Genomic DNA, 19,762 nt, shown 5'->3' on the forward strand with positions numbered 1-19,762 from the left:
TTTTTAACAGGCACGCTACAGTAATCGAAACTTTTTATCAATACGAGATTGATTTTCAGACATTTGTCTGATGGAGGAAACCATGGCATATTTAGAAAACATTATCAACCGATTGGAGTCTACTTTGAAGATCCATGTTCATGGAACTTATCACGCCCGCGCCGAGATTGACTCCGTCTTATTTTGGAATTCAAAACAAAGTCATGCACCACATCCGGGCGGAAACATTTTATATTTATGTGATGCTGCTCATTTTCAGGGAGCCCCTATTGATGAATACATACTCATTGTAAATTATCCGGATTGTGAGCTTCCTGCCAGCTGTCTCTGTATTCCGCAAAAAATCGCTCTGGATGAAGTTTTTAACCAGATTCAGACGGTCATACTAGAACATCATTTGCTAAAACAAAAAGAAGAAGAACTTTTCCAGACACTGCAGCATAACAGCGGACTTCAAGGAATCACAAATATCGCATATATGCATCTGCATAATCCAATTACGGTCTGTGATACAAGTTTTTCGATCTTAGCAGCCAGCCCACAAGTCACCAATGATAATAACCTTGAAGAAAAAGATGGGCGCTTTTTTGTAAGAGATTCCAAACTGCAAAATATGCTTGATACAAAATTAGTAAAAAAGATTTATTCCACAACAGTACCTTTTATCACTTACATTGAAGACTACCCATTCAAATGGGTCTTTCAAAGCATTCGTATTCAACACTCTGTTGTCGGATATGTTTGCATTCGTGAAACACAAAAAGATTTTGTAGAAGAGGATTTAGACTATATCAATATGTTCTGTCATGTAATTGCGATTGAAATGCAACGTGAAATGAGTTTCCAGACGAATACACGATTAAATTACGAATATTTTTTAACAGAACTTTTAGAAGGACATTTCAGTCAGAAAGAATATATTGTAAACAACATGGTGCAACTGGGACACCAACCGGGGAAATATTACTTTCTTCTCATCATCGATGAAGCACCAACAAACCATAATTCCGGGATTCAGTTAAAAAACTTATATCAACAGATTTTAACAATCCTGCCAAACAGTATGGCGGTGTTCTTTTACGGAAAACTGACCGTCTTTTTGCCGTGCGATTCCTACCGGCCATTCAGCGAAAAGACATTGACCAAATTCTATGCATTCCTTCAATTTCATCAGTTGTATGCATATGTAAGCTTTCCTTATGAGGATATTACAGAAAGTCATATTTATTACAAACAGGCTGCTTTTTTGTCCTCTTTTTATTCAGAGCACACTTTGATTCCAGAGGATTATATCGTCTATTACCGGAATCATTTTCTGCAGCATACGTTTTCGCTGTGTAAAGACTTTACGACTTTGAAATCAACCATTCATCCGGATATCTATAAAATCATCCGCCATGACCAGGAGCAGAACACGGATTATGCCAATACACTCCGGACTTATCTGATGAACGGAAGAAATGCTGTACGCACCGCGAATGAACTACATATTCATAAAAGTACCTTCTTTTACCGGCTTAATAAAATGGAAGAACTTTTTGATCTGGATATGATACGGGAAGAAACGATGGTTGCTTACGAGTATTCTTTTATTTTGATGGATTATCTGGAGAAGAGCAAACTTTGAGAATCCATTATAAAAAATCGCCAGTCAACAGCATCTCACTGTCGGCTGGCGATTTTCCATTTGAATTACTATAAATTTTTCTACAAAAAGCTCACCCTATAAATCGGAAGTGCATTGATCACAGGTTCTTCGTATGGATGCACCTCCTTAATTGCACGAATTGTCTCCTCAACCTTCTCCGTATATACTGTTACTTCCACTTTCACTTCCCGCTCACAACTGATTTCTCCTGCTTTTCCTATATACGGATCTGTTCCATCTAACGGTCTCCAATAACTGATAAGCTGCGAACATGACATACACGAATCATACTTTCCTATATGACCGGCATCCACAGATTGTAGAGCTTTCTGTAGTTGTGTAATATGAGTTTCCGGAATAAAAATTTCCAGTTTACAATATTTAAAATCCATTTTCGTCACCTCTCTTATATAATACCATTTAGGGACGGAGTTTAGTGGCTTTTTTGCAAAAAAGCCACTAAACTCCGTCCCTGTCTGGTCTTGTCAACTGACGATTACTCAATTCTAATTCATTTCTCTATCTTATTTCTGATTCAGCTCATCCAGCTTCTTCTGTAATTCTTCTTTTGTACATAATCCAAAGCCGACTGCATTTCGAACTGGTATGGAGAAAGCGATTGCATCCCCCATTTCATCGGAAACAGCGTCCGTTGAATCTTCTGATGAACCCAGTCCGAATAATGCATTCATTTTAAGTTTCAACTCAATTCCAAAGTCTCTGGATCTTTCATCTGCCTGCAGCTCACCTAACGTAGAATTCATATGCAGATGAAGTGGCAGTACCTGTGTACTCTTCCACTGGATTGTTTTTGTCAGACGTACATCCTGGGAGGATGCTGCGATCAGGAGTTCATACGCTCCACTTGCTGCATACCAATCCTGAATCTCCGTGTTATACCATGCAAGGCTTCTCTTATCTACCGTAAATGTTACTCTCTTTGTTTCTCCTGGATTCAATGCAACCTTTTCAAAACCTTTCAGTTCTTTTTCTGGTCTTCTGATTGCTTCAGTCTTATCTGCCACATACAACTGAACGATTTCTTTTCCAAATTTGTCCCCGGTATTTGTCACATCTACTGATACTTGTAAAGTTTCACCTTCTGTCAGTGTATCTTTATCCGTCTTGACATTACTGTACTCGAATGTCGTATAAGACAGTCCATATCCAAACGGAAATGCTACTTCCATTTTCTTTTTATCATAATAGCGGTATCCTACAAAAATGCCTTCGCTATATTCCACCTTGTCGCCATCTCCAAAATTCAAATATGATGGATTGTCTTCTAACTTAATTGGCAATGTTTCTGCCAGCTTTCCGGACGGATTTACATTTCCATACAAAATATTTGCCTCTGCCTGTCCGACAGCCTGCCCGCCAAGGTAAGCCTCTACCAGACCTTTGACATCTTTTAACCACGGCATCTCCACCGCTGCACCATTATGAAGTACAACGATTGTATTTGGCTGTGCTTTTACGATTTCTGCAATCAGTTTATTCTGACACTCCGGCAAATGCATATGTTTGCGGTCATATCCTTCTGACTCGAAGGATTCTGGAAGTCCTGCAAAAACAACTGCTTTATCTACCTGTTTTGCTGCCTCGATTGCTTCTGCTGCCAGCTTCTCATCATATACATCTGTCTCTGATGAAAATCCTTCCGCATAAATAACATTTTCTTTTTCTGTCAGTGCATCCCAGACGCTTGTTACTTTGAAAGAATTTACATGAGAGCTTCCGCCACCCTGATAACGTGGATTCTTCACGAATCCGCCGATAAATGCAACCTTTTCATTTTTCTCAAGCGGTAATACTTTTTCTTCATTTTTTAGAAGTACAATGGATTCTTCTGCTACATGCTGTGCAAATTCATGATCTTCTTCTAAAGTCAATGGTTGTTCTTTTCGGTTATCCACATACTCAAATACAATATTTAAGATACGCTCTACCGCACGATCCAAAATAGCTTCATCCAATGTTCCTTCCTGAACAGCCTTCACAATCTCTGCATCATTGATTCCATTTGAAGAAGGCATCTCCAGCTCCAGTCCTGCTTTCAAGCCTTCTACACGATCATTTACAGCACCCCAGTCAGACATTACATATCCTTTAAATCCCCACTCATCGCGAAGTACTTTCGTTAAAAGCCATGGATTTTCGGATGCATAAGTTCCGTTGATTTTGTTATAGGAACACATCACGGTATATGGCTGTGATTTCTTTACAGCAGTCTCAAAAGCTGGCAAATAAATCTCACGCATTGTTCTTTCGTCTACTTCTGATGACGCACTCATACGATTAAATTCCTGATTATTTGCCGCAAAATGTTTGATAGATGTTCCAACATGTCTGGACTGTACACCTTTGATAAATGCTGCCGCGGATTCTCCTGCAAGATAGGGATCTTCGGAATAATATTCAAAGTTTCTTCCGCAAAGTGGCGAGCGCTTGATATTTACCGCTGGTCCTAATACAACTGACAAATCTGTTGCCTGCGCTTCATCTCCAACTGTCTCTCCTAAAGTTTCCAGCAAGTCTCTATCGAAAGAACATGCACTCAAAACAGCTGGTGGAAAGCAGACTGCCTTGATACTGTCATTGATTCCAAGATGATCTGACTTGTCATCCTGCTTACGCAGTCCGTGAGGACCATCACTTACCGTGGTACTCGGGATTCCGAGTCTCTCCACACCTTTCAGATGCCAGAAGTCAAGTCCGGAACACATCCCCGCCTTTTCTTCCAGTGTCATCTGACTAATCAGTTCTTTCAAATTTCTTTCCATTTTGTTACTCCTTGTTTCTTCTATATGCAAGAAAGAAAACAGAATATCACTCTTGTTTTCTTTCCGTTACCCACATAACAGTGGGAGTTACACAAAATTTATTCCACGACAATATTGGAAATTTCTCCAATCGCTGTCTCAAGCGCAGCCGGGTCAAATGGCAAGAATCCGATATGTGACAAATCTTCCAATGAATTAGCCCCCATTTCCGGATCTCCCGATGCTGCGATTCCTGCTAATGCAGGTGTATATTTCCCAAGAATTCCCATTGCCTGTCCGTCTTTTGCGATTCTCGACAAGGTGGTATTTCTTCCGTATGGTTTTCTCAAATCTTCTTTTGGTTCATATGAAAAGTCATAACTTCCTGCTGACAATGTCATCTGCTCCTTCTCATAGCCCGGAAGTTCCACTACTGCTTCACAATTAAACGGAACTTCAACATGAACTGTAAATGTTCCATCTTTTTCAATTTTCCAGTTACATACATAACGACCGCTGACAGAATCATAACTGCATGCGATTTCCGGAATACGCACATCCGGATGCGGTGCGATTGCAACTTTTCCAAATCCTGCCTCTAACGGACGGATTCCTGCTGCGTATGCATAAACAAATTCCATGACTGAACCATATGCGTAATGATTCAATGAATTCATTCCTGTATCACTGATTGTTCCATCCGGCATAACAGAATTCCATCGCTCCCAAATGGTTGTTGCTCCAAGATTTACACTGTAAAGCCAACTTGGAAATCCTTCTTTTAACAGAAAATCATATGCCAATTCATATTCTCCTGCTTCTGCAAGTACTGTACACAGAAGCGGTGCTCCTACGAAGCCACATTTAATCTGATACATGTCCTGCTTCAATCTTGCCTTGAACTGTTCTACAATTCGCTCACGATCCAGATAAACTTTAAATTTCAATGCAATCACATACGCTGCCTGTGTATCAATCGCAAGTCTTCCTGTCGGTGTAAAAAATTCATCCAATACTGCCTTCTTAATTTTCTCTTCCAGCTCACAATAATGTACCGCATCTTCTGCTTTATTTAAAACTTCTGCCATCTGGCGCACAATCTGTACGGAACGATAATAATATACTGAAGAAATAAATGTATCATTTGTACTTCCTTTAAAACTGGTCGGTGTCGGTCCATCCAATGCAAGCCAATCGCCAAAGGTATCCATAAAATCAAAAAGATATTTGCGTTCTCCCCTCGCCGCATCGCCTCTATCAATAAAGTCTACCCAATCCTTCATTAGCGGGTAACAGTATTCCATTTCTTCTGCATTTCCAAAATAAGTATAAAGCGTATTTGGTAAAAATGTTGCGATATCTCCCCATACACTACCTGCCTTCTCTGTATGTCCAATGTTTGGAAGAAAGTTCGGCATACCACCATCCAGAACTTTCTGCTCATCTCTTAAATCTTTGATGAACTTATGGAAAAACGCTCTTGTGTCCATATGATAGCTTGCCGTTGGTGCAAATACCTGTGCGTCTCCGGTCCAACCAAGTCTCTCACTTCTCTGCGGACAGTCTGTCGGCATATCAATAAAATTCGATTTCTGACCCCAGACCGTATTCTGGTAAAGACGATTAATCTTTGCATCGGATGTTTCAAGAGAACCTGTTCTGCGAAGATCTGAATAAATCACTTTTCCCACAAAATCTTCTTTATCCAGTTCGCCCGGCCATCCTGTTACACGTACATAACGGAATCCGAAAAATGTAAAATGCGGACGTACCACTTCTTCTCTTCCGTCAGAAATATATACGAACTGTGATTTTGCATCTCGATAATTTTTATTGTAGAAATTACCCTGCTGAAGAATTTCCCCAAAATCTAATACAACCTTTGTCCCCTTTGGAAAGTTTGCTTTAAATTCTAGAAATCCCGCAAAATTCTGCCCCATATCCAGCACGATTTCCTCGGCAGGTGTATAGATAATATCCTGTACAGAAATGGTTTCTTTCTCAACTACCGGAAGGCTCAGACGATCCTGCAATTTTTCTACTGAAAGGTTCTTTGTCTCTTCTTGTTCTTCCGGATGCTCTAAAACTTCAACCTGTTTCTTCCCATTTTCTTTGCCATCCCACAACTGACGATTCAGGATTTCACCAAAATAGATTCCAGAATCTTCAATATCTGAACCATAGTAATTCCAACTTTCATCCGTCACAATAAGCTCTTCTGTTCCATCCTCGTATTCCAGATGTAATTCTCCAATTGCCGCCATTCTACTTCCGTAATTTTTCTCTGACATCCCAAGCCCAAACGTACCCATGTACCAGCCTTTTCCAAGCATTACAGACAAAGTATATTCTTTTGCTTCTTTTAAAATACCTTCCATTGGAAATGTGAGCACCTGGATTTCTGACTCATAATCATTAATATATGGTGCCAGATACTCTTCTCCAATTTTTGTTCCGTCCAAATATGTCTCAAACAGTCCAACTCCTGTCATATATAATCTAGCACGTTTCACCTCTTTTTCTATCGCAAATGTTTTCTCTAATTCTGGATGAATCGTGTCTTCTTTTGCCGGAGCAATCCATTTTCCAGTCCATACTTCATCCATTTTACCTGTTTCAAATGTTGCGATATCACTAGTTACACATTCTCCTGCGTCAGTTGTCACTGTCACGCGATAATAATATGTTGTACGAGGCTTTAATTCGACATCCAGTTTTTCACCGTTCTGCTTTAAATCCGCTGCTTCTTTTTTATATAAAATTTCTTCAAAATCTTCTGACTCGCTAACTTCAATGACTACATTTGTCTGTTTCTTGCCTTGTGCTTCTTCCACGTTCCATGAACAAAGTAGATAATCATAAGCAAACCCAACTGGATTTTCTATTCCATTGATTCTTACATTTGTGATCGTCAAATTTATTTCCTCCTATTACTTCTCGATAATAGACTTCTTACAATACTTATTGTATCGAAATCAAAGGATTTCTGCTATGTAGTTTTTTATTATCTATCCGACTTTTTTTCAGATAAAGAAAACCAGCGGGGACGGGTACAGTGGCTCTGTTCCCATCCCCGCCGGCTTTTACCCGCTAGATTTTGGTTTTGCTTTAATGCTTAGAATTTCAAATCAATCTTACCACAGAATGGATCAATCGGTGATGTTCCCTTAAACTCACTTCTTCCCATCATTTTATCCACAACAGCATCCATTACATATTCAGAATTGCAATATCCGTTGATGTATGTTTTTACCATTGGTGCGTCCAGCAAATGATATGGGTTTCCAACGCTGACAAATGCAACAGGAAGCTCATGCACCATCCAAGGCATGTTGTTTCCAAGACCGAACATTGTATGCCAGTTCAGACGAGATACTGTTTTGTTTGAAGCTGTCTCAATATTTGCCAGATACAGCACGAGATCATAACGACTCTTGAAGCTTTCTACGGTATCTTCCATAACTTCAAATCCTTCTTTTTCATATACCGTAACTTCAAATCCTTCTGCTTCTAATTTTCCTTTAAAATATGCTGTCACTCGCTCATTGGATGGAAAATCTCCCATGATTTCCAATAACACACGTTTCTGTTTTTCAGGATTTAACGGAAGCAGATTCTGTGTATCTTTTACCAGTGTTACACCTTCATCTGCACATTCTTTTGCCCATGTATCATGCTTCTCACATTTTAAGATATCCAAAGCTTCCGGTCCCGGAACTAGAGTTCCTTCGGCTTTTTTCTGTGGCAGCTTCATTGCCGCTTTCGTAGCAAGAATACGTTTTACTGCTTCTTCCAATCGCGCTTCTGAAAGAAGTCCATTTTTATAGCCATCAAACATGTACTGCATATCTTCGTCCATGTTGCGGTTGAAAAGAATCACATCGCATCCATTTTCAATACAAAGTGGTACTGCCTTAGCACGTTCTTCTGCACTACAAAATCCGACCATAGGTGTTGCATCTGTTGTAATCAGTCCATTGAAACCTAACTTTTCACGAAGCAGATGCTTCATCAGATTCTTAGACAATGTCGCTGGAATAATTTTTTTACATGGTTTCTTATCAAAATATTCTTCATATGCTGGCATCGCAATATGTGCCGCCATCACTGTCAAAGTTCCGGCCTCAATCATTTCTTCATAAATTTTACCATATGTCTTGTCCCACTCTTCACAGCTTAAGTAATTCACACTGGTTAAAAGGTGCTGGTCACGCTCGTCCACTCCATCTCCTGGGAAATGTTTTACAGAAGTTGCAACACCTTCTTCCTGTGCAGCTTTAATATAGGCTTTCCCCATATTAATGACTGTCTGCAAATCATCCCCAAATGTACGAACATTTGTAATCGGATTGCGATAGTTCTGATCCAAATCCACTACCGGAGCAAAAGACCAGTTTACACCAACCGCAGCACCCTCGCTGCAACTTACTTTACCAAGCTGATAAGCTTTCTCCGTATCCTGCGTTGCGGCCACCAGCATTTCTCTTCCAAAATAAGTTCCTTCTATAGCAGAACCATTTCCACCATATTCAAGATTGGAGGCTGTAAGAAGCGGAATCTTCGCTGCATCTTGCAATACCTTATGAGCCTGACGAAGTTCTTCGCCCGGACCTTCTCGATATAACATCCCACCGATATGTTTTGTCTGAACCAATTCTCTTAACTCATTTTCATCTTTTGTAAATACAATCGGACAAAATAATTGTCCTATTTTTTCTTCCAGACTCATTCCCTCATATGTATCTTCCACCCATTTTACTTCTTCCTCTGTTAAATGAAATGGCTTTGCTTTGTAATCAAACATCTCTCAAACCTCCGTTTTTATTCTACTTATTTTATGCTTTTTGTTTCTCATCTTATTTCAATCTTTGTGTACTGCTATATCCATGAACAGTACTGTTTTACACTATCATTTTATCCAAACAATACCATTTCTTCCATGTAGAATTTTCTTATTAATCCGACTTATTTTCATTTTTAGAGAGCCGAGCAGGTGCCATTTAGGGACGGGGTTTAGCGGCTTTTTTGAAAAAAGCCGCTAAACCCCGTCCCTAAATGGCACCCCGAATTAAAAATACGCCGGATTTCCAATAAAATCCTACATGGCATTTTCTTTTCGTTCTTTCTATAATTTAAAATAAAAAAGCGAGGAAAATTTTATGGAACCATCATTAGAAGAAATCTTTGGGAGTTATATGTCCTGGAAGCTGGACGACCAGACATGGATCATTAATTTTATGAACGGAACTGAAAACATGTATTTATTAGAAGGGGACGAAAAAGCGCTCCTGATTGATACAGGATATGGTGTCGGTAATCTGCGTGCTTATGTTGAAAAACTGACTGATAAACCTATTGTTGTCGCCAATACACACTATCACCCAGATCACGCCGCAGGTAATGGAGAATTTGAGCAAGTCTACATGAGTAAAGGAGCTGAACTCGACAAGGCATCTGTAGAAAATCCTGGCATGGTTCCATTTGATATTACTAAACTACCACATGCAGATTATAAAAAAGTCTATGTTGGTGATGGCGACACCATCGAACTTGGTAATCGTACAATCGAGATTCTAGATGTTAAACCGGCTCACTGTAACAGCAGCTTATTCTTCCTAGACAGAAGTCATCGTATGTTCTTCTGTGGAGATGATATGGAAGCTGCACAGGTCAATTTATTTGATAACTCTCACAACCCATACATTAATTATGATTTAAAAACCATACTTGATAACTTTTTGGAAAACACAGAACGAATCCTATCTCTTTCTAATGAATTCGATTATCTTCTTCCAAACCATAACGGCACTCCAATTGCCAAAAGTTATCTGAACGATTATATTGATTTGATTCACGCTATTTATAACAAAGAAGTAGAACCAGATGAGAAACTGAATCACCGCTATATCGAAATGGACCCTCAAGCCTCAAAACTTTGTCGTGTGCGTGGTAAAAACGGAAGTATTATTACTTATAGAGAACAGCTCAGATAACCAGAAAGGGACGGAGATTAATGGCTTTTTTGCTCGCAAAAAAGCCATTAATCTCCGTCCCTTTTCGGCTCCACCCGACTTTTTTTCAGATTCTATTCTTGTCAACCACCTCCCCCTCTGCTACAATATAAATATCGCATCCGGATATTTTTATCCATATCATAGCTCATTACTTACTATTATCTTGGAGGTGTTTTGATGGCTTACTATATGACCTATGGTGAATTTCAATCTCACATGAAAGCATATTATTATAGAACTGGAAATCGTTTACAATTTCCAGAAATGACCGAATATTTATATAACAAAGGTATGCTGTATGATTCTATTTCTGCTCCCGATTTAACTGGGGATTACGATAATATGACCGATGCCGATTTTGATAAAGTAGTAGATTCTTTGCCGGTAACACTTACTATGTACGATGGTTCTCCGCTGGCTCCAACTGTTGAAGAAGCGGATTTGATTCCAAATGCAAGGGATGTTTTTGTTATCCGGCATCCTCGATATACACGCCCGAATTTACATAGACATACTTATTTTGAAATTAACTTTGTTGCCAATGGACAAGGGAAATTTATATTCGAACAGGAAGAGCATCTTATGAAAGAAGGAGAACTTTGCATTATCGCTCCAAATTCCAAACATGATTTTCTTATTGAAGATGACTCAACCGTATTTACCATTTGTATTCGAAAGAGCACGTTTGATACGACATTCTTTTCGCTTATGACACGAAAGGATTTACTATCCTACTTCTTCCGAACTATCTTACAGGGAGATAACCATGCGAATTACCTCATGTTCTTTACGAACAATAATTCTGTTATAAAAAAATATATTCGTAATATGATGATTGAAAGCAGCAAGAAAGACATGTACAGTAATGCCTGCTGTATCAGTTATGTGAATCTGATGTTTTCTGCACTGCTACGCAGTTACAGTCAGACAATTCAATTCTACAACTATGAGATGGGGGCTGACTTTTCTCTTGTACTGCAGTATATCCAGCATAACTACCAAACTTTGACACTGTCATCCCTGGCGGATTTGTTCCATTACAGCGAACCTCATCTGTGTACATTGATCAAGCAGAATACAGGGCTCACCTTCACAGAATTAATTAAACGACTCCGTTTATCCGATGCCATTGATTATCTTTTGAACACTTCCATGAAAGTCGGAGAAATCGCAGAGCGAATCGGATACAACTCCGCGGACCATTTTTCCAGAGTTTTCCGCTCTGCTTATAAAATGTCACCGCAGGAGTATCGGAAACAGCATAAAGATAAAGAACCCGCATTTGTGCCATTTGCGACAAAATAGAACCGAACAGGGGACCATTTGGGGACGGAGATTAGTGGCTTTTTTGCTACGCAAAAAAGCCACTAATCTCCGTCCCCAAATGGTCATTATTTATCTTTTGTAATTACCAATGCCGCAAATCCCGGTTCGAACATATCATCTAATGTCTTGCCATCTAATGCACAGACGCGAACTTCTTCCTCTCCATTCGCAAAAGATTCAAACTTCTGTCCTTTTTCAAAATCTGCTTCCTGTGCCGCTCGCATATATAGTTCCAAATCTTCTTTTGTCATAACATTTTCATTATGACCTCCGATATAAAAGTCAACCGGTAATTTCAACAGACTATTTAATGTATCAATATATATTTCTCTACTGGTTGTTTCCGGAGCAAACAGCCAGACAAAAAATCCTGTCGTATCACCAATAAATGCAAGTTTCTTTTCCTTATACCAGACGGAAATACCTCCTTGTGTATGTCCCGGAGTCTCAACAATCTCAAGTGTTGCTCCACCCAGATCAAATATCTGGCCACCTGCTACTTCTACCAGATTCCCTGTTCCTTGATTAATGTAATTCTCCTTATCAAACTTGTCCGGCAATGCATTATATTCTTCCTGTGTTTCATAATTAACACTATGCATTGCACGTTCTACCGACTGTTCCCTCATCATTTTTCCGGTATGTTCTCTGCAAAGTTCCATATCCTTTTTATGGATATATACCTTTTCTTCAAACTGTGCATTGCCTGAAGTATGATCTACATGTCCATGCGTATTTACGATATATAATGGTTTATCTGTAATTGATTTCACAACCTGTTTTAAATTTCCATACCCATAGCCTGTATCAATCAGCATCGCCTTTTCTTTTCCGACTATCACATAACAAAATACCGCTTCTGGACTGCCGATTCGATAGTATCCATTCATTTCTTCTATTTTGTAATATGAATCACTCATGTCTGACTTCCTCCTTTGACATCTTCCTAGTATCTAAATCCTTATATTATGATTTTAATTAAATTGTCCTCTTTTTTCTATGTAATATTTTTCTCTCTATCCGACACTTTTTCACTTATCAGACCATTTGGGGACGGAGTTTAGTGGCTTTTTTGCATAGCAAAAAGGCCACTAAACTCCGTCCCCAAATGGTTCTACTACCTCATCTCAACACTTGCAAAATCCAACTTTCCATCCACACATCTCACATACAACGCATGAACTCCTTCTGTCTTCTTCAGCTCTGCTGAAACGATATTCCATCTTTCACCTGTATTTTCTGCCTCTGCTACGACCTCTCCATCTAAGCAATCAAGCAACACTTCAACCTTACCATTTCCACGAAGTTCCAGTGCGATTTCTCTTTCCGTTCCATCAAATTCAAAACACTTGAATCCTGCAACCACACCTGTTCGCATATTACAAATATACGGCTTGCATCCATGCTCATAGTTTTCATCCCGTTCCTCTGTAATATATGGCATAGACTCCGGAAGTTCTGGTCTGGAATCGCCAGGGCCTCCACCCATTCCAAGTACAAGTCCTACTTTTTCTCTATCCGCCTCTGTCAAATGGCATGCGATATAAGATTCGTATTTTCCTCTTGCAGGCAATGCTCCATCGTTCAATCCGCAGCTTGTCATCTCTATCTGCGGGATTGTACCATCTTCTAGTATCTGCACTTCATCTGCACAGCCCTGTCTTGAAAATGCTCTTCCATGTGTATGTCTGTGCCAGAAAATATAATGTTTTCCATTTATTTCAACCAATCCGCCATGATTATTTCCATAATAGTTTGTAGCCAGCTCATTTCCTTGATATCCGACATCTCCGTTTGATACGATCACACCTTTGAATTCAAATGGTCCTTCCGGAGTCTTTGCCGTACCATAACACAATTCATGCATCTGCTGGCTGGAATATACAAAATAATACCACTCACCAAACTTGCGGATGCTGGATGCTTCAAAAAATGGATGCTCTTCATAGTCTGTTCCTTTTGCTGTGTCAAATCCATTTGCAACACAAACCGGTTCACTGATAATTGTATGCATATCATCCGCCAGTTTCACCATCATTGCTCCCGGAATTTCCAACGTTTCCATTCCTGGAAATCGAAAAGATGGTGAAAATCCATAATACAGGTAATTGCCGCTTTCTTCCGATAAAATCGCCGGATCAAACCAGCGTCCGATATTTGGAACACTTCCGTCTGCTCTTGTCACATATCCTAAAAATTCATATTGTCCAGCCGGAGTATCACACACTGCAACCGAAATCACATTTACAAAATCCAGAGCATAATATAAATAATATTTTCCATCCGGTCCCTGTGCTACATCCGGCGCATACAAATTATGCAGCATTCCTTCTGCATCCATTGCATCATCATATGCAGGAATCTCTTTATCATAAGATGCCCCATTTATCGGATCTTGTTCTTTCTTATAGATAATGCCTTCGCACCTCCAGTTTCCTAAATCATTTATCGATGCACTCCAGCCTACATAGTCTTCTTCACAAAATGAATCACCGTCCTGTTTATCATGGCTTCCGAATATATATACACGATCTCCAAATACATGTGGCTCCCCGTCAGGTACATTTTCCCAATATGGTAAATATGGATTCAATCCGAATGTTTTCATATTATATGTTTCCTTTTCCTATAATGTTAATTAGGACGGAGAAAAGTGGCTCTCAACCACTTTTCTCCGTCCCTGTTTGGCCTACTTTTCACCCATTTTCACTTTCATAGCTGCAATATCTTCTGCATATTTGTTCATTGGGCTCTTAACAACACAGATAATCAAAATAATACCTGTTACTGATGGTGCACCGAATTTTAAGAAATTCAATGCAAACATTGCTGATTCTGGCTGCTGTCCAATTGCACCTGCAATATATCCTGAAATAGAAAGTACTGCGAGTATACCAGAACTTACGATTGTGCTACCACATTTCTGTGCAAATCCTTTGATGGAAGAGATAACTCCATTAGAAGATTTACCTTCTTTCAACATAATAAAGTCGATTGTATCATTTACTAATACGTTAACCAATGCATTCTGCATAGATGCTGTACAAGCTGAAATAAATGTCAGTACGCACAAGAATACAAAGTTTGTTTTTCCAGTAAAGAATAAGATCACATACAATACGATTGATAATGCCTGTGATACAAGTAATGCTTTCTGTCCTGTCTTAAATACTTTCAAAAAGATTGGCATTAATACAACCATTGAAATTAATGCTCCGATAGAGATAACTCCCATGTATACAGAGATGAGATCCGGTCTTGCCCAGTAATACATCATGTAATATACAGATGTTGAGAACATCATTCCATATCCCATAGATGCCATAACCCATGCGATTAAGTTTGGCCATACTTCTTTGTATTTCACTACACGACTGATTTCTTTTAACGGATGACTCTTTTCTGGCGCTACCAAATATTTTTCTTTTCCTTTTGACGTTACAAATAATCCCCAAAATGAGATAAATGCAAGTACGCCACAAATTAACATAAATGGAACATATCCATTTTTAAATCCGATATTATTGAAGAATCCTGTAATATTTGATGTGAATGTACTACCAATTGTAAATGCTACTGCACATACACCTGCGCCTAAAGAAATAATCATATTTCTCTGTTCATTGCTTCGAACTGCTGCAGGAAGGATTGCCATCTGTGGCATTGTATACATTGTTCCTGTCATTCCAAAACCAATATACATAATTAATACATATGCTACTTTTACACTTGTTGATGTAAATCCCCAGTCAATCCAAATCATTGTTCCAAAGAATGTCAACAGGATTGGCGCAAAAATAAAATATGGACGATAACGTCCCCATCTTGATTTTGTTCTGTCTGCAATAACTCCCATCATTGGGTCATTGATTGCATCCCATAAAGTTGCTACAAACATAATAGCAGATGCCGCTGCTGCCGGAATCTTCAGTGTATCTGTCATGTACACTGAAAAATAGCTGGCGACTACAGCTGCCATCAACATAGCTCCCCCATTTACCGATGTTGCATGGAACCATTTAAACGCTGTGCCGACTTCGTCTTTTACGGCTGTGTTTACTGTCTTTTCTTTAGCCATTTTACTACACTCCTTTTCATTTTACTTACTTACGTTGAGATTTCTTTCTCTCCCTTAAGATATCTTTATTGTATTACAACCCGACATATATTCACATGTAAAAAATTAAGTGAAATACGACATTTTTTATTGTTCATCTTTTATTCCCGACATATTTTCATATACATCCGACATTCTTTCTTTTTTAAGAAATATTTCATCTCACGTCCGTATGCTTTTGTTGTATCTGCGCTTAGCATAGCAAATATTATTTCTGGTAAACAGCGCACCAGAGGACATTTGAAAGTGGAAATTGCGACATTGCAGGACCATGGAGTGGGCCATTTGGGGACGGAGTTAGTGGCTTTTTGCTTGCGAAAAAGCCACTAACTCCGTCCCCAAATGGCCTCCTAATCTCCGTCTCCAAATGGTTCCACCAAATGTCTAAAAGTTTGCTCCACCCGGAACACGAATCGAGCCACAAACTCCGTCCCCAGTGGTTACTGTTAATGTTACGTCTTCTTCCGGTTTCTTTATAATAATCTGTGCACGTCCTCCGAACAGTTCTGTCACTCCTTCATTGAAGTTATAGTTCGGTTTTGGATTACCGCTTCCAAATCCAAGCACTTCCACTTCACCGTCAACAGACAATGTAATCTTCTGGTTGTCATCAGCTGCCAGCACGCCATTCTGATCACGCATTTCAACCTGAACGTAAACCAGCTCCTGCTCTGAATGTTTCAATCCGGCGTATGCTTCCTGCTCTACGGCAAGTACTCTCTCTGCTCCCGCAGTTGCAAGTTCACTTCTTCCGATTTCCTGTCCATTTTCATAAGAAACAGCCACCAGTGTTCCTGGTTCATATGTTGTCTCAAATAATGTACGGAATCCTGCTTCTTTTCCGGCTGGTTTCTTGCCAAGTGAAGTTTCATTTAAGAACAGTTCAACTTCATCTCCCTGTGCATATACTTCCACAATGGCCAGTTTTCCTTCCATACCATTCCAGTTCCAGTTTGCTGTAGAATCGCTGATTACCCACGGAGTTTTGATCAAGAATTCTCCATAGTGTGTCGGGTTCTGCACTGTAATATAAGGTTTCTTGCTAAGTCCGAATACAGCTTCTCTATAATATGATGCAGGACGACGGAAGCCTGTAATATCAAAATCTCCCGGATATGCTAACTGTGCAGGAAATCCGGCTCCAAATCCGCCTTCTCCCCATTTATATGCAGGAATACCAACACCTGCTTCTCCGATATAATCCCAACCTGTCCATGTAAAGTCTCCGATTACATGTGGCAGACGTTCTACGAGATCCCAGTTTCTTGCAATCTCCGGTGGATATGTCTCACTTCCCACAATAACACGGTTCGGATAAGTCTCTCCATCCTTTTCATAGCGCGCTGTCATGTAGTTATATCCTGCAACATCGATTCCTGCACATGCTTTTTCCAGTCGTTTACTGATTGCATCATGTACCACGATTTCATCCATATGTGCATCCATCAAGGACATAAAGTCATTTACATTTCCGTCAATTTTATCTTCCGCGCTTAAGTTTGCAGCTACATCAGCTACAATCTGATCCACCGCATCTCCTGCAGCAAATACACCATTGATAGATGCAAGCGTATATCTTGTATCATCCAGAGAACGAATCTTGTCACTGATTTCCTGACAAGTCTGCGCGCCCTTATCTGTTCCGATTTCCGGAATCTCATTTCCCACAGAATAGAGAATAACGGATGGATGGTTATAATCTTTTCTTACCATCGCAGTTACATCTTTTTCCCACCATTCCTGGAAATACAGACCATAATCGTAATTAGATTTGAGACGATTCCACATATCAAATGTTTCATCCATTACATACATACCGATTTCATCACAGGCACGAAGCATAGCAGGAGCCATTGGATGATGAGACATACGGATTGCATTAAATCCAGCCTCTTTCATTTTCAGAATCTGACGATACTGAGCATCTTCATAGGTAGCTGCTCCGAGAAGTCCACTGTCATGATGAATACAGCCGCCACGTAAATTTACACTTTTGCCATTAACACGGAATCCACGTTTTGCATCAACCGCAAGTGTACGGATACCAAAAGTATCAACAGCCTCATCTAACAGCTCTTTTGCTTCTGTATTCTCATATACTTTTGTCTCAAAAGTGTAAAGTTTTGGATTCTCTGCACTCCAAAGCTTTGGATTATCTACAAGAATTCTTTGTTGCAGTGTTCTGTTTTCTCCGGCAAATATTGTTGCAAATGTACACTCTTTCGCAACTACATTTTCCTCATTATCTTTAATTACTGTCTCTATAACCAAATCCTGTGACACTGCTGTTTTATTTTCCAGTTCTGTTGCCACTTTCAATGTCGCATATGCGTCATCCGCATTTTCTGTCTTAACCTGAACACCTTCCGGCACAATATGCGTAAGACCGGATTCCAGAAGATACACATCTCGATAAATTCCAGCCCCTGAATACCAACGGCTGTTTGTCATTGCTCCGGCACGCACCTGCACACGGATTTCATTGTCTTCTCCATATTTTAAAAAGTCATTGAGCGGTGCATAAAATGTTGTATACCCAAACGGACTCTTAGCCGCAAGCTGTCCGTTAACATATACGAATGCATTCATATACACGCCTTCGAATTTTAACATGATTGTTTTTTCTTTGTATTCTTCCGGTGCGTGAAGCATTTTTACATATGTATAGACATCTCCGTCACGGAATCCTGTATTTCCGCCATTTAAGCTGTCCGGATTCGCCGGTTTTTCAATCATTGCATCATGAGGAAGAGTGATATCTCTTGCAATTTCCGGGATGTCCCACACCAATGCAAATGAGTCTTTATCTACCCAAAACTTCCAATCTTCATTCCATTTCTGCTCTATCATCTATCTTTCCTCCAACTTTAATTTTCCATCCTTTAAAACAACCGTTCTGAAAATTGGTCGCTCTTTATATTTATCATTCGGATAATGCAACGTAAATTTCATACTGTCATCATCTTTATACAACATGCCATGACCACCATTCTCCGGGAACAGTGGCTCTTCCAACTGTCTCCAAGGGCCTTCCACCTTACCGCTATCTGATACTGCTACTCCAACCGCATATCCACAAGTACTCCAGCTCGACCATGTCATATAGAGCTTCTCATCTTCCATCTTCATCACACATGGCCCATCTGTAAAGTATACGTCTCCGTCCATTCCAAACTCTGCTTTTGCAAATGGAACCGGCTTCGCCCACACTGCCTCTGCCGCAGAGAATAATGTCACTGGCTCTCCCTCTGCCTGTTTTAAATCCGATGACATTTTCAAAAGACACATATCTCCATCCGGCGTATCTTCAAAAGAATGTGAGAAAATCAAATATGGTACTCCCTGTTCAATGTATACCGTTCCATCAATACATGCCCAATCCTCTGGTGTAATCCGTTCACTGTACACTTCAAAAGGTCCTGTCGGCTGCTCTGAACGTAATACATAAATCCCCTTTTTTCTGTCTGAACCGCCAAGTGTCGTAATCAGATAAAATGCCCCTTCATAATAAATACATTCCGGTGCCCAGTAATTCTGATCAGCAAAAAAGCCTTCCGGTCTGTGGAAAATCTCAATCGGACCTTCCCAATTTTCCATATCTTCACTCACGTAACAATCAAACCCATCTGCCGGTCCCCAACAGGTTGCACTTCTTGTTCCATATAAATAATATTTACCTCCATGTACAAGAATATATGGGTCTCGAATATTGATTTCTGTTGTTTTCATATTGTTATACTTCCTTTTCGTGTCATACGATTATTTGTTTCTAAAATAATTGTAGCGAACCCCAAATCAGAAGTCCATGTTGTTTCTTTTTGAGAATCCGACATATTATTAGATTACCATAGGGACGGAGTTTAGTGGCTTTTTTGCAAAAAAGCCACTAAACTCC

Annotated in this window: 12 protein-coding genes; 3 read left to right on the plus strand and 9 right to left on the minus strand. The window is 39.7% G+C overall.

All coding sequences use genetic code 11. The features are described from left to right. Nucleotides 1-82 precede the first annotated feature (82 nt). Complete coding sequence (locus LQE94_RS14060) at nt 83-1,627, plus strand: PucR family transcriptional regulator (RefSeq protein ID WP_240577976.1); 1,545 nt, start codon at nt 83-85, stop codon at nt 1,625-1,627. Between the two features lie 80 nt (nt 1,628-1,707). On the opposite strand, the gene cutA is transcribed toward LQE94_RS14060, so the two are convergent. The 4 genes from cutA to LQE94_RS14080 all read right to left on the minus strand — a co-directional run bounded on the left by cutA (nt 1,708) and on the right by LQE94_RS14080 (nt 9,214). After that, a complete protein-coding gene (gene cutA, locus LQE94_RS14065; RefSeq protein ID WP_118688444.1) occupies nt 1,708-2,040 on the minus strand; it encodes a divalent cation tolerance protein CutA in 333 nt (110 codons plus the stop codon). A 132-nt stretch (nt 2,041-2,172) separates the two neighbouring features. Then, a complete protein-coding gene (locus LQE94_RS14070) occupies nt 2,173-4,431 on the minus strand; it encodes a glycoside hydrolase family 3 C-terminal domain-containing protein (RefSeq protein ID WP_240577977.1) in 2,259 nt (752 codons plus the stop codon). Nucleotides 4,432-4,529: 98 nt separating this feature from the next. Then, a complete protein-coding gene (locus LQE94_RS14075) occupies nt 4,530-7,325 on the minus strand; it encodes an alpha-L-rhamnosidase (RefSeq protein ID WP_240577978.1) in 2,796 nt (931 codons plus the stop codon). A gap of 200 nt (nt 7,326-7,525) precedes the next feature. After that, on the minus strand, nt 7,526-9,214 hold the full coding sequence (locus LQE94_RS14080; RefSeq protein WP_240577979.1) for a glycoside hydrolase family 3 protein: 1,689 nt from the start codon (nt 9,212-9,214) through the stop codon (nt 7,526-7,528). Nucleotides 9,215-9,569: 355 nt separating this feature from the next. Here LQE94_RS14080 and LQE94_RS14085 point away from each other — a divergent pair, with 355 nt between their 5' ends. Both LQE94_RS14085 and LQE94_RS14090 read left to right on the plus strand, forming a co-directional pair. Further along, on the plus strand, nt 9,570-10,403 hold the full coding sequence (locus LQE94_RS14085) for an MBL fold metallo-hydrolase (protein WP_118738508.1): 834 nt from the start codon (nt 9,570-9,572) through the stop codon (nt 10,401-10,403). Nucleotides 10,404-10,601: 198 nt separating this feature from the next. Further along, nucleotides 10,602-11,729, plus strand: a complete 1,128-nt coding sequence (locus LQE94_RS14090; protein WP_240577980.1) for an AraC family transcriptional regulator — start codon at nt 10,602-10,604, stop codon at nt 11,727-11,729. A gap of 86 nt (nt 11,730-11,815) precedes the next feature. On the opposite strand, the gene LQE94_RS14095 is transcribed toward LQE94_RS14090, so the two are convergent. The 5 genes from LQE94_RS14095 to LQE94_RS14115 form a co-directional block, all read right to left on the minus strand. Next, complete coding sequence (locus LQE94_RS14095; protein ID WP_240577981.1) at nt 11,816-12,670, minus strand: MBL fold metallo-hydrolase; 855 nt, start codon at nt 12,668-12,670, stop codon at nt 11,816-11,818. A gap of 197 nt (nt 12,671-12,867) precedes the next feature. Further along, on the minus strand, nt 12,868-14,358 hold the full coding sequence (locus LQE94_RS14100; RefSeq protein ID WP_240577982.1) for a family 43 glycosylhydrolase: 1,491 nt from the start codon (nt 14,356-14,358) through the stop codon (nt 12,868-12,870). Between the two features lie 81 nt (nt 14,359-14,439). Further along, entirely contained in the window at nt 14,440-15,828 is a 1,389-nt protein-coding gene (locus LQE94_RS14105) for an MFS transporter (protein ID WP_240577983.1), read from the minus strand. A gap of 423 nt (nt 15,829-16,251) precedes the next feature. Further along, nucleotides 16,252-18,717, minus strand: coding sequence for a glycoside hydrolase family 2 TIM barrel-domain containing protein (locus LQE94_RS14110; protein WP_240577984.1), 2,466 nt, complete (start codon nt 18,715-18,717; stop codon nt 16,252-16,254). Next, nucleotides 18,718-19,596, minus strand: a complete 879-nt coding sequence (locus LQE94_RS14115; protein ID WP_240577985.1) for a glycoside hydrolase family 43 protein — start codon at nt 19,594-19,596, stop codon at nt 18,718-18,720. Nucleotides 19,597-19,762: the final 166 nt, after the last annotated feature.

It is taken from the genome of Mediterraneibacter sp. NSJ-151, from assembly GCF_022487435.1.
Taxonomy (GTDB): Bacteria; Bacillota; Clostridia; order Lachnospirales; family Lachnospiraceae; genus Schaedlerella; species Schaedlerella hominis.